The sequence below is a fragment of the Amycolatopsis sp. NPDC051716 genome, assembly GCF_040681595.1.
Classification (GTDB): domain Bacteria; phylum Actinomycetota; class Actinomycetes; order Mycobacteriales; family Pseudonocardiaceae; genus Amycolatopsis.
The window spans coordinates 25,092-37,088 of sequence record NZ_JBFAZA010000062.1; the positions used below are offsets into that span (position 1 = coordinate 25,092).

Consider the following 11,997-nt stretch of genomic DNA (forward strand, 5'->3'; position numbering starts at 1 on the left):
GCCTGATCACGGGTGCTGCCTTCCGGGCGCCGGCCGGGTCATCATGGAGATGTGCGGATCACGGCTTGGTGGAGCGGGCTCAGCCCACGGCGACGGCTGATGCTGAGTGGCGTCGCCGTCGCGGTGGTGGCCGTGGTCGTCGCCACCGTGATCGCCACCTCGGGGGCGAAAGCCGCGCCCGAGGCCGGGACGCCGGACCAGAACAAGCCCGGCCCGGTGCTGCTCGTCCCCGGCTACGGCGGCGGGCGGGGTGCGCTGGAGACCCTCGCCGAGCGGATCCGGCAGGCCACCGGCCGGCCCGCCGAGGTGCTCACCCTGGCTGGCGACGGCACCGGCGACCTCGTCGAACAGGCCGGGGTCCTCGCCGAAGCCGTCGAGAAGGCCTACGAACAAGGCGCGCCTTCGGTCGACGTCGTCGGGTACTCCGCCGGCGGGGTCGTCGCGCGGCTGTGGGTCGACCGGGAGGGCGGCGCCCACCAGGCCCGCCGGGTCGTGACGCTCGGCGCGCCCATGCACGGCACCGGCCTGGCCACGGCGGGCGGCGCGCTGGTCCCGGGCGGGTGTCCCACCGCGTGCGTCCAGCTGGCCACGGGCAGCAGCCTGCTGCAGGAGCTGGCCAAGCAGCCGCTCCCGCCGGGCTTGCCGTGGCTGTCGCTCTGGACCGACCACGACGAGACGGTGACCCCGCCGGAGTCCGCCCGGCTCGACGGCGCCGTCAACGTCTCGCTGCAGCAAGTCTGCCCCGAAAACCCGGCCGGCCACGGCGACCTGCCCACCGACCCCGCCGTCACCGAGATCGTCCTGCAGGCCCTCGGCACCACCCCGCTCGAAGCGCCCACCGACTGCCTCAGCTCGTGACGTCTTTCGTCGCGAAGTTCGCCCACGCGGCCCCGAAGAACACCACGATGTAGCCGGCCTGCAGCAGCAGCCCGTGATCGATGTTGCGCCACAGCACCGGATCGCGGAAGAAGTCGATCCAGGACAGCCAGTAGTGCGTCGGCAGGTAGGGCCGCACGGACGCGGCCGCGTCCAGGGTCTCCAGCACCGTGCTCGTGATGAGCACGGCCAGCCCGCCCAGCGCGGCCCCCAGCGCCGAGTCGGACACCGTCGAAAGGAAGACGGTGATCGCCGCGAAGCCGAGCATCGACACGACGATGTAGGTCACCGCGCCCAGCAGCCGCAGGCCCAGCGCGGACGAGCTGAGCGACTGCCCGGACAACGACGTCACACCGGTCGGCTGCCCGCCCGGCCCCGCGACCCCGGGCGTGCCGCCGGTGCCGAACAGGATCACCCCGAGCACCAGCGACGTCAGCACGACGATGACGATCGCCGCGGTCACGTACACGGCGAGCGCGACCATCTTGGCGCCCAGCAGCCGCGTCCGGCCGACCGGGCGCACCAGCAGGTAGCGCAGGGTGCCGGTGGCCGCCTCGCCCGCGATCGCGTCGCCCGCGGTGACGGCGACCGCGATCGGCAGGAACAGCGGCAGCACCAGCGCGAGCGCGGCGGCCGGGTACAGCGCGCCGTCGTTCACCACCGCCGAGAGGAACGCCCCGCCCTGCCCCGGCGGCGGCGCGAAGTCGGCCGTGGCCAGGAAGACGCCGACGATCGCGGGCAGCAGGCACAGCAGCAGCACGCTGAACCACACCCGCGGCCGCAGCGCGAGCTTGCGCAGTTCGACGCCGATCATCCCGCCGTCCCGAACCGGTCCGAGCCCGGACCCGTCACGTCGAGGACGACCTGTTCGAGCGTCCGCTGCTCGGCGTGGATCGACGTCACGCGCACCCCCGCTTCGACGAGTAGCGCGTTCAGCGCCGCCGGATCGGCATGCCGGATGACCAGCCGGTCGCCGTCGCGGGCTTCGAGCTGGCCGTCCAGGACCGCGGCCGCCGCGGCGGCGTCCGGCGTGCCGACCAGGATCCGGCCGGTGGCCGCCCGCAGCGTGGCCAGGTCCTCCTCCAGCACGAGCCGGCCACGGTCGACGACGCCGACGCGCGTGCACAACTGCTCCACCTCGGCCAGCAGGTGGCTGGACAGGAACACCGTGGTGCCGCCGGCGTTCAGCTCGACCAGCAGCTCGCGGATCTCCTTGATGCCCTGGGGGTCGAGCCCGTTGGTCGGCTCGTCGAGGATCAGCAGCCGGGGCCGCCGCAGCAGCGCGCCGGCCAGCCCGAGCCGTTGCCGCATGCCCAGCGAGTACGCCTTCACCGGCCGCTGGTCGACCCCGCCCAGCCCGACCTGCTCGAGGGCGTCGTCGATGCGACGTCGCCGCGTGCGCCGGCCTCCCCCGCGGCCGGCGGCGTCGAGCAGCGCCAGGTTCCGGCGCCCGGACAGGTGCGGGTACGCGGCCGGCCCCTCGACGAGCGCACCGACGTCCGGCAGCACCTCGGCGACCCGCTTCGGCACCGGTTTCCCGAGCACCTCGATCTCCCCGGCGGTCGCGTAGACCAGGCCGAGCAGCATCCGGACGGTGGTGGTCTTGCCCGAGCCGTTCGGGCCGAGGAAGCCGTAGCGGTCGCCTTCGCGGACTTCGAGGTCGACGGAGTCGACGGCGACCGTGCGGCCGTAGCGCTTGGTCAGCGCGCGCGTGACGATCACGGGCCGCTCCGGCGCAGCCGGGACAGCTCGTCGGCCACGGCCTTCAGGACGCCGGGCGTCACCGTCCCGGCCAGCAGGTAGGAGCGCCGGGACACCGACGACCGCACGATGCCCAGCGACAGCGGCGTGATCGACAGCTGCACGACGCTCCCCGCGGCCAGCTTGACCTGCACCGCACCGGCCTTCCCGGCGGCGTCGCCCGCCGCGTTGGCCACCGTCCGCGGCACGGCGATCACGGCGAAGGCGGCCAGCCCGCGCCCGTAGAGCGCGGCGCCCTGCACGCCCCCGAAGTTCGACGACACCACCGGCCGCCCGGCGAGCGAGGAGGGCAGCGGGACCTGGCCGAACGTGCCGAGCGTGTCGGCGACGTCCGGGGCGCTCGTCACGCCGAACCCGGACCCGAGCGCCGGCCGCGGTGCTTCGACCACCGGCGTCGTCTGTTCGAGCTGCTGGAACTCGGTCACCAGGATCGGGGTCTCCTGCCCGCGCGCGGTCACTTCGACGCGCACCGCCACCCCGGTCGCCGGGTCCGCCCAGACGTCGACCCGCCCGACGGTCGTGTCCGGATCGGCGGGCACGAGCCGCACGCCGGAGGCGGCGACCCCGGCGACGTTCCGCCCCGGCAGCGCGCTGACGGGATCACCCTTCGCCGCGCCCAGGATCCGCCGCGCGAGCTCGGGCGGCAGCAGGTCCGCGGCCCGCGGCAGCCGCAGCGCGGGCTCGCCGATCAGCTCGGTCAGTGTGTTGTCGCCGTAGTCCCAGGTGTATTCGCCGTCGGGCAGCCGGTAGACGTCGTGCTCACCGGCGGTGCCGAGGATGTCGACGCGGTACCGGTCGGGCCCGGCGTACCAGGCCCGCATCGGCGTCCGCATCGAGAAGAGCGCGGTGACGGCGGCGAGGTTCGGCAGCTCCGGCAGGGCGAGCGAACCGGCACTTTCGGCGTAACCCTGGTACGGCTTCCCGGCGGAATCCAGCACGAGGGCCCGCAGCCGGTCCGGATCGGCCGCCGCACCGGCCGGAGCGAGCGCGGCGACGACCGACGGCGCGCAAACGAGCACCGCGGCCACCGCGGCGACGACCGCCCACCGGCGCCGCTTCTCGTGCCGCACCACCGAGGGCGTCATCCGGCATCACCTCTTCGTCCTTTGTACGCCATGGCCCGGGGTCCCCAGCTAGGGTCGAAGGGTGACGAATCCCGTTCATGCTGCTGTCCTGAGCTAGTTCCCGCTCCGGTCCTTCGCACCCCCCGCACGTCTCGCGGGTGCTTCGTCGTGCCCGCAGCAAGAACGGAAACCCCTTAACGTGGCTCGTCTCGTCCTGCCCGGCGAACCCGATCGCCGGCTCTTCGCACCCCCCACGCGGCACGCGGCCGCCGCCGACGACCGGCTGTCCGCCGACGCCGCCCTCCGCAAAATGTCCACCGGCACCGCCCTGCTCTGGCGCGGCAGCTACCCCACCGCCCGGCGCCTGCTCGACGCCGTGAACCGCCGGATCCCACCACCCCCACCGGACGACTACCCCCGCTACCGCGCGGACCGGGCCCGCCGGGCCCGGCTGCTCTCCCTGTTGTACGTGCCCCTGGACGCGGGGCACGTCATCCCGCTGCACCGGGCGCCGGACGTGCGCACCGCGTGTCTGGCGGTTTACGGGCCGCTGCGAGAGCCCGCGGCCGTGCCGTTGCGGGAGCTGCTCGGCGTCCTCGGCGCGGCGGAATGGCGCCGCCGCGGTGTCGCCGTCCCGGCGCTCGGGGCACGGATCCACCCGCACTACGGCGTGTTCGCCCCGGTCCGGCAGGAGTACGTCGACCTGGTCGCGCAAGCACCGTTGCCGGGCACGGACCTGGCGTTCGACATCGGCACCGGCACCGGCGTGCTCGCCGCCGTCCTCGCCCACCGCGGAGTGGCACGGGTGGTGGCGACGGACAATTCGCCCCGAGCCGTCGCGTGCGCGGTTTCGAACCTGGCCCGGCTCGGCTTCGCCGGCCGCACCGAAGTGCTGCCGGCCGACCTGTTTCCCCGCGGCCGCGCACCGCTGGTGGTGGCCAACCCGCCATGGCTACCGGGCCGGCCCCGCACCCCGCTCGACCAAGCGGTGTACGACCCGGGCAGCCGGATGCTGCGCGGCTTCCTCGACCGGGCACCCCACCTGACCCCGGACGGCGAGGCATGGCTGGTGCTGTCGGATCTCGCCGAGCACCTCGGCCTGCGCACGCGCGCGGAGCTCCTCGCCTGGATCGCGGCGGCGGGCCTGCGGGTGGTGGGCCGGACCGAGGCGGCGCCACAGCACCGACGCGCACTCGACCCGGCCGACCCGCTACACCGGGCGAGGGCAGCCGAAGTCACGTCACTGTGGCGGCTCAGCCGGTAGACGCAGGAGCAGGTCATCGCGAACCGGCGGCCGGACAGGTGGCGAACCGGCGGCCGGCAGCGCAAGTTGGCCAACGACGTCACCAGACCGCCCCTGCCTTCTCTTCAGTCGGCGGCCGGACAGGTGGCGAACCGGCGGCCGGCAACGCAAGTTGGCCAACGACGTCACCAGACCGCCCCCGCCCCTCATCCCAGCCTTCCCTTCAGCCGACGATCGGGTTTGTCAAGGCACGCTTTCCCGCCTTGACAAACCCGAGCGGCGGCTGAAACTCCTACCGGAGGGGCGGGGGAGGTCGGACCCGCCCTGCCGCGGCAGAAACCGCAGTAGAACCCGCCCCTGCCGCACCGCCGCAGTAGGCAAACGCCGTAGGACAAAAGCTGTCCTCGCCGGACGGGCAGGCTCCGGGATGACCAAGAACCGCTGCCCCCTCACCTTCCCGAGGTGGGCCGCGAGGTGATCATCCCGTCGCCTGATTGAGGCCTATCACTTTGAGCCGGGCCCGCAAGCTTGCGCTGTCTTCTCGCGCTGCGCTCTGTGTTGCGGGCCCGGCTCAAAGTGATTTCACGGCCTCAGGCGACGGGATGACCACCCCGCTCCTTCTGTCTGAGTGAGCTCAGTCCACAACGGACTCGAGGGCCGCCACCGCCTCCACCGCTTCGCGGGTCTCCCTCACGTTGTGTGCCCTGAACACCGCTGCGCCCGCCTGCGCCGCGATCGCCGTCGCCGCCAGGGTGCCCGCCAAGCGGTCGTGGGCTTCCACGTCCAAGGTCTCGCCGATCAGGTCCTTGTTCGACAGTGCCACCAGTACCGGCCAGCCGGTTGCCACCAGCCGGTCGAAGTGTCTGAGGAGCTCCAGGCCGTGGCGGGTGCTCTTGCCGAAGTCGAACGTCGGGTCGATCAGCACGCCGCCGCGAGGGACGCCCGCCGCGACCGTGCGCGAAGCCGCCTCCGTCAGCTCGGCCACCACGTCCGCCACGACGTCGTCGTAACGAGGCCAGAACGGGCGCTCCGGGGTCGGTGCCGGGTACGGGTCCGTGCGCACCGGCATGCCGCCGACGTGGGAGCAGACATACCCCGTGCCGAACTCCGCGGCGATCTCGACCAGTTTCGGGTCCGCGCCCGCCCAGGTGTCGTTGAGCAGGTCGGCGCCCGCTTCGCAGACCTGGCGGCCGACCTCGTGGCGCCAGGTGTCGACGCTGATGACGAGCTCCGGGTGGCGGCGGCGCACCTCGGCGACGAACGGCACCACCCGCCTGCTCTCCTCGTCGACGTCGACCTCCGGGCCCTCGCCCGCCTTGACCCCGCCGATGTCCACGATGTCGGCGCCCGCGGCGACCGCGCGGTCCACCGCGTCCAGGGCCGCGGTGCCGGCGAAGGTCGCGCCCTTGTCGTAGAACGAGTCGGGCGTGCGGTTGACGATGGCCATGACCAGCGCGCGGTCGGCGGGCATGCGACGGCCGCGGAAGACCATCTCCGGCCGGTGTGACGTCATGCGCCCAACCCTGCCAGGTCACGGCTGGGTCCGGAACGCCACGTCCGGCGCCCGCGCCGGTTATCCTCGGCCGCAACGGGAGCAGGGGGACGAAATGAGCGAGGAACCGGTCCGCGGTGACGCCGAGGCGATGATCGCCGAGGCCAAGAAGGCTCTGTGGGTGATGGTCGGCCTGCTGGCCGCGCTGTGGGTGATCCAGCTGGTCAACGCGCCCAGCGACTACGACCTGAGCCGGGAGTTCGGCATCGAGGCGCGCGACCCGGCGTCGCTGCCGGAGATCTTCACCTCCCCCTTCCTGCATTACAGCTGGGCCCACATCGAGGGCAACTCGGGGCCGCTGTTCATCTTCGGCTTCCTCGCCGCCTACCGCGGGGTGAAGAAGTGGGTCGGCGTCAGCCTGCTGATCGTCGTCGCCAGCGGCCTCGGCGTCTGGTTCATCTCGCCGGCGCACTCGGTCACGGTCGGCGCCAGCGGCCTGGTCTTCGGCTACTTCGGCTACATCATCGTGCGCGGGCTCTTCGACCGGCACCTGATCGACATCGTGCTCGGGCTGGTGATGGCGTTGTGCTTCGCCTACCAGTTCACCTCCCTGCTGCCGTCCCAGGAAGGGGTCAGCTGGCAGGGCCACCTCTTCGGGTTCGCGGGCGGCATCGTCGGCGGCTGGCTGTTCCGCGACCGGCGCCCCAAGGCGGTCGCCGCCCCGGACCCGGCGACCGCCCTGCTCCCCAAGGACTTCAGCTAGGCGGCTCGAGCTCCGCCTCGACGACGATCCGGACGTACCGGCCGATCAGCGGCCGCGGTGCCCGCAGGCCGAGCGGGGCGCGGTCCAGCGTCCCGGTGGCGCGGACGCGGGTGCCGCCGTCCGGCACGACGGTCAGGGTCAGCGGGCACGACGTCCCGCGCAGCCGCAGCTCGCCGGTCACTTCCCAGCCGTCGTCGCGCCGCCGGGCGCCGGTGGCCGTGAAGGTCATCGCCGGCTGGGCGGCGCTGTCCAGCAGGGTGGGCTTGCGCAGGTCGGCGTCGCGGCGCGCGTTCTGCGTGTCGAGGGCGCCGAGGTCCAGCTCCGTCCGGACGGCGAGCACCTCGCCGTCGCGCACCTCGACGGTGCCCGTGCGGACCGGAATCGTGCCGCGGACCCGGTTGACGCCGAAGTTGCGGACCTCGAACGACGCCGTCGTCCGTCCACTGCGGACGGTCCAGGTCCCCGGCGCGCAGTGCGGGGGCGGTGTGCGGGCTCATCGCGCACCCGCCGGGGCCGGCAGGGCCGCGTGCCGGACGCGGTGCAGGTCGACCCGGTCCGCGCCGGGCAGCAGCGCGGGGTCCTCGCCGGGCAGCAGTTCGGTGGCCATGATCGCGTCCTGGACGGCCTCGATCGTCGCCAGCGACGCGGCGAACCCCACGACGACCAGCGAGCGGTCTTCGGCGATCAGGGCGTAGGTCGTGCCGACGCCCTCGATGTCCCGCACGGCGGGCCAGATGCGCTCGCGCCCGGCGCGCTGCTCGGCGGCCGACTGGTCGGCTCCGCGCGGCCCGTCGAACCAGGTGAGCTGGGCGTAGGCGGCGGCGTCCGACGCCGTCTGCACGTCGGCGACCCGGTAGACGCCGGTGTCGAGCCAGGCGGTCCCGGCGGGCCGCCGGGCCGCGGCCTCGCCCGCGGCCCCGGCGTCGGGCCAGAAGGTGACGACCGCGCCGGCCTGGCCGCCGAGCTGGGTGAGCGTGGCGGCGCCGAGGGCGCCCTCGCCGAGGTCGTGGGTCCCCAGCGGACTCCTGAACTGGTGGATGGTGGCGTGCATCGGATGCTCCTTTTCGCTGGTCAATGCGTTGGGAGTCACTCTCGCCGCGCTCCGCGTGCCGGGCATCAGTGCCAGTACGGAGAACGACGCGCAAACCGGACGCGGAGGGGATACTGCTCGGGTGACGCGCAGCGAACCGTTCGTCGGGCGGGCCGGTGCCGTGGCCGACCTGCGCGCGTGGCTCGCGGCGGCCGACGGCGGCAGCGGCACGCTGGTGCTCGTCGGCGGCCCGGCGGGGATCGGCAAGACCCGCCTGGCCGAGGCGGTCACCGGCCCGGCCGCGGTCTGGGGCCGTTGCGTCGACGACCCGGGAGCGCCGCCGCTGTGGCCGTGGCGGCGGGTGCTGCGGGCCCTGCCCGCGGCAGGAGCGGAGGTCGACCGCGCCCTCGCCGACCTCGACGACCGCGCCGACGCCGACCTGGTCGCGGCCCGGTTCCGGTTCGTCGCGCTGGCCGCCGACGCGCTGGTCGCGGCGGCCGAGCCGGCCGGGCTCGTCGTGGTCCTCGAAGACGTGCACTGGGCCGACGAGGCGTCACTGCGGCTGCTGCGGCACCTGGCCGGGGAGATCCGCCGGTCGCGGCTCGCCGTGGTCGCGACCTACCGGGACACCGACGGGGCCGGCCCGCTCTTCGAGGCCCTGCCGGAGCTGCTGGGCCGGCCCGGTACGGAAAGCCTGCGCCTCGAGCCGCTGACCGAGCCCGACGTCCGCGCCTACCTCGCCGAGGCCGGCCGGGTGGGCGTCGACGCGCGCGACGCGCTGCGGCGCTCGGGCGGGAACCCGCTCTACCTCAAGGCGGTGGCCCGGTCGTCGGCGACCGGCGGCGGCGAAGCCGAGCTGCGGCACCTCGTCCGCACCACGGTCGCCGGGCTGGACGCCGGGGCGCGGGAACTGCTGGCGATCGCGTCGGTCCTCGGCGAGGAGGTTGACGCGCACGTCGTCGCCGAGGTGGCCGGGCGACCGGACGGCGACGTCGTCACGGCGCTCGACCGCGCGGTGCGGGCCGGGGTCCTGCGGCCCGCCGTCGCCGGCTCGCGGCGGTTCGCCCACGCTGTCGTGCGCGACGGGATCTACGCCGACCTCGACCAGGGCGTCCGCGAGGAGCTGCACGCCCGGACGGCGGCCGCGCTGGAGCACCGGGCCGAGCCGGGGGTGGTGGCCGGGCACTGGCTGCGGGCCACGGCGACCCCGGACGCCCTCGCCCGGGCCGCGGACTGGGCCGAAACGGCGGCACGGGACGCCACCCGCTCGCTCGCCTTCACCGAAGCCGCCCGGTTCCTGGCCCTCGCGCTCGACTGCCGCCGCCGCGCGGGCACCCGCGACGGCCTCGCCGCCCTGCTCGTCGAACTGGCGACCGCGGAGTACCGGGCAGGCCGGTTCGCGCGCAGCTTCGGCCACGCGCGCGAGGCCGCGGAGCTGACGTCCGATCCGGCGCTCGCCGCCGCCGCGGCGCTCGTCGTCCGCGACACCGCCGCGCCCGGGCTACTGCCGGAGATGGCCGCGCTCACGGCGGCCGCGCTGGCCGCGATCGGCCCCGACGCCGACCCGGTCGTGCGGGCGAAGCTGCTGGCGCAGGCGGCCTCGGTCGCGGCCGACAGCGGGAAGACCGGCGAAGCGATGAAGACCGCCGACGAAGCCTTGGCCCTCGCGGAATCCGCCGGCGACCAGGAGGCGCGCCTGGACGCCGTCCGCGCCCGGCTGAAGACCCGCCCCCGCGAGCTGCCGCTGGCCGAACGGCTGCGGTTCGGCGCGCTCGCCGTGTCCCTCGGCGGCCCCGCCCGGCCGCTCGTGGCGCTGTGGGGGCACAAGTGGCGGATCGACGCGGCGCTCGAAGTCGGCACGATCCCGGTCGTCGAGACCGAGCTGGCCGCGATCTCCGAGCTCGCGGCGACGACGCGGCTGCCGCTCGTCCGCTGGCACGAGCTGCGGCTGCGGGCGTCGGTGGCCGCCTACCGCGGCGCGTTCGCCGAGAGCCGCGAGCTGAACCGGCTCGCGGGCGAGCTCGCCGGGGCGGAACTGGCCGAGGACCGGTCCACGCTCGCGATGTCCTTCGCCTTCTCCCAGCAGCTGGCCGACGTGGTCGGCGACCCGGCCGAGCTGCCCGACGGCTACGACGAGCTGCTGGCGATCGCGCCCCCGCTCCCGATCACGATCGTCTCCCGGCCGCTCTGCGCCCTGGTCACCGGCCGCCGGGACGAGGCGCGCGCCGGGTACGACGCCCTGCGCCCGCGCCTGCGCGACCCCGACTTCCTCGGGCACTCACCGGGCATCGGCCCGAGCCTGCTGCCGCTGCTGGAGGCTTTCGAGGACCTCGAAACCGCGGAGTGGCTCGCGAACCGGATGGCGGGCGAGCCGCCGTTCGGCTCGGGCGGGGCGGGCACCTTCTGCAGCGACTGCTCCAGCAGCTGGAGCGGCCGCCTGGCCGCGCTCCTCGGCCGGCACACCGAGGCCGTGCCGCTGTTCGAGGCGGCGATCGCCTGGGACACCCGGCTCGGCGCCCGGCCCTACGTCGTGCACAACCGCGTCCGCTTGGCGCGCGAACTCGCTGCCCTGGGCGAGCCGGCCCGCGCGGAGCCCCTGGCCCGGCAGGCCGCCGACGAAGCCCGGCGGCTCGGCATGCCCGGCTGGGTCCGGGACGCCACCGCGCTGCTCGACCGGGTGCGGACCGAGGCCGATCCGCTGACCGGCCGCGAGCGGGAGATCGTGGCGCTGGTGGCCGGTGCGCTGAGCAACCGCCAGATCGCCCACCGGCTGGTGCTGTCCGAGCGCACGGTGGAAAGCCACGTCCGCAGCGTCCTGGCCAAGCTGGGCCTGGCGAACCGGACCGAGGTGACGGCGTGGGCGCACCACCGCGGTCTCACGCCGGATCGAACGCGAACACCGCCTCGGTGAACTGGTCCGGATCGAAGTCCATGGCCTGGTGGGCCTGGCCGCGCATCGGCACGACGTCGGCGCCGGGAATCCGGTCCGCGACCGCCTGGGCGGCGAGCCGGAGATAGCCCGGGCTCTCCGTGCCGGCGAACAGCCGGACCGGGACGGCGATCTCGCCGAGCCGATCGTCGAACACCGTGTTCTCGACGACGTCCAGTTCGCGCGGGATCGTGGGCGCGGCGGCCACCCGGGCGCGCCAGACCGGGGTGGCGCGCATCGCCTCGACGTCCGCCGGAGAGAGCCGGAGCGCCTCCCGCAGGAAGATCTCGAGGATCCGTTCGGGGTCTTCCGCGGCCCGCATCCGGCTTCGCGCGTCCGGGCCGACCACGGCCCCGCCCGGCTCGGGCCGCGGCGGTTCGTAGGCCACGAGCCGCCTGACCGCCTTCGTGGCCCGGACGGCTTCCAGCGCGCACAGGGCGCCGTAGGAGTGCGCGAGGAGGTAGACGTCTCCCCCGGCGGCTTCGGCGACGGCGGCGATGTCCTCGCCCTCTCGCCGGATGTCGTACCCGGGCGCTTCGGCGCGGCTGAGGCCCCGGCCGCGGCGGTCGACGAGGTACAGGCGGTAGTGCCGGGCGAGCCGGTCCTTCACCGCCGACCAGCGTGTGTGGTCGGCGCCGGTGCCGTGGACGAGGACCATCGGCGGCCCGTCGCCGGTGGTCTCGAAGCCGATGACCGTCCCGTCGGGCGAAGTGACCGATGCCGTCATGGGTCCGAGGCTAACCGCAATGCCGGGAAGTTAGGGAGTGGGCGGAGCTGTCAACCCGGTGAGATGGGTAACGGGGTCCCTGCTAGAACAGCGTCGACCAAGATCGATGAAC

10 protein-coding genes and 1 pseudogene are annotated in these 11,997 nt (G+C 74.5%); 4 read left to right on the forward strand and 7 right to left on the reverse strand.

Annotated features, from left to right (window positions below; translation table 11 throughout):
• Window positions 1-51 precede the first annotated feature (51 nt).
• Window positions 52-858 (forward strand): lipase, encoded by an 807-nt coding sequence (locus AB0M30_RS45500; protein WP_364598327.1) that lies wholly within the window; start codon window positions 52-54, stop codon window positions 856-858.
• Here AB0M30_RS45500 and AB0M30_RS45505 read toward each other — a convergent pair.
• Genes AB0M30_RS45505 through AB0M30_RS45515 form a run of 3 tightly spaced genes read right to left on the reverse strand, consistent with a single transcriptional unit; the run spans window position 848 to window position 3,722 of the window.
• Window positions 848-1,690: an ABC transporter permease gene (locus tag AB0M30_RS45505; RefSeq protein WP_103336305.1), complete on the reverse strand. Its 843-nt coding sequence runs from the start codon at window positions 1,688-1,690 to the stop codon at window positions 848-850. The genes AB0M30_RS45500 and AB0M30_RS45505 overlap by 11 nt on opposite strands.
• Window positions 1,687-2,598: an ABC transporter ATP-binding protein gene (locus AB0M30_RS45510; RefSeq protein ID WP_364598330.1), complete on the reverse strand. Its 912-nt coding sequence runs from the start codon at window positions 2,596-2,598 to the stop codon at window positions 1,687-1,689. The genes AB0M30_RS45505 and AB0M30_RS45510 overlap by 4 nt, the downstream gene beginning before the upstream one ends.
• On the reverse strand, window positions 2,595-3,722 hold the full coding sequence (locus tag AB0M30_RS45515) for a hypothetical protein (RefSeq protein ID WP_364598333.1): 1,128 nt from the start codon (window positions 3,720-3,722) through the stop codon (window positions 2,595-2,597). Before AB0M30_RS45515 ends, AB0M30_RS45510 begins: the two co-directional genes overlap by 4 nt.
• A 193-nt stretch (window positions 3,723-3,915) precedes the next feature.
• Here AB0M30_RS45515 and AB0M30_RS45520 point away from each other — a divergent pair, with 193 nt between their 5' ends.
• Window positions 3,916-4,965, forward strand: a complete 1,050-nt coding sequence (locus AB0M30_RS45520; RefSeq protein ID WP_364598348.1) for a class I SAM-dependent methyltransferase — start codon at window positions 3,916-3,918, stop codon at window positions 4,963-4,965.
• 613 nt (window positions 4,966-5,578) lie between these two features.
• Here the strand turns inward: AB0M30_RS45520 and folP are convergent.
• Window positions 5,579-6,457 carry a dihydropteroate synthase gene (gene folP / locus AB0M30_RS45525; RefSeq protein ID WP_364598335.1) on the reverse strand — a complete coding sequence of 293 codons (879 nt, stop codon included), beginning with the start codon at window positions 6,455-6,457 and terminating at the stop codon, window positions 5,579-5,581.
• 94 nt (window positions 6,458-6,551) lie between these two features.
• Here folP and AB0M30_RS45530 point away from each other — a divergent pair, with 94 nt between their 5' ends.
• Complete coding sequence (locus tag AB0M30_RS45530; protein ID WP_364598337.1) at window positions 6,552-7,199, forward strand: rhomboid family intramembrane serine protease; 648 nt, start codon at window positions 6,552-6,554, stop codon at window positions 7,197-7,199.
• Here the strand turns inward: AB0M30_RS45530 and AB0M30_RS45535 are convergent.
• Both AB0M30_RS45535 and AB0M30_RS45540 read right to left on the reverse strand, forming a co-directional pair.
• Window positions 7,192-7,596, reverse strand: a pseudogene (locus tag AB0M30_RS45535) (YceI family protein); the annotation flags it as partial. The gene AB0M30_RS45530 and the pseudogene AB0M30_RS45535 sit on opposite strands and share 8 nt — an antisense overlap.
• A 96-nt stretch (window positions 7,597-7,692) precedes the next feature.
• The gene (locus tag AB0M30_RS45540; RefSeq protein ID WP_364598340.1) at window positions 7,693-8,250 is read right to left on the reverse strand and encodes a hypothetical protein; all 558 of its coding nucleotides are present in this window, start codon (window positions 8,248-8,250) and stop codon (window positions 7,693-7,695) included.
• Between the two features lie 121 nt (window positions 8,251-8,371).
• Between AB0M30_RS45540 and AB0M30_RS45545 the strand changes: the two genes are divergently transcribed.
• A complete protein-coding gene (locus AB0M30_RS45545; RefSeq protein WP_364598343.1) occupies window positions 8,372-11,140 on the forward strand; it encodes an AAA family ATPase in 2,769 nt (922 codons plus the stop codon).
• Here the strand turns inward: AB0M30_RS45545 and AB0M30_RS45550 are convergent.
• Window positions 11,106-11,885, reverse strand: a complete 780-nt coding sequence (locus AB0M30_RS45550) for an alpha/beta hydrolase (protein ID WP_364598346.1) — start codon at window positions 11,883-11,885, stop codon at window positions 11,106-11,108. The two genes, AB0M30_RS45545 and AB0M30_RS45550, sit on opposite strands and share 35 nt — an antisense overlap.
• Window positions 11,886-11,997 lie beyond the last annotated feature (112 nt).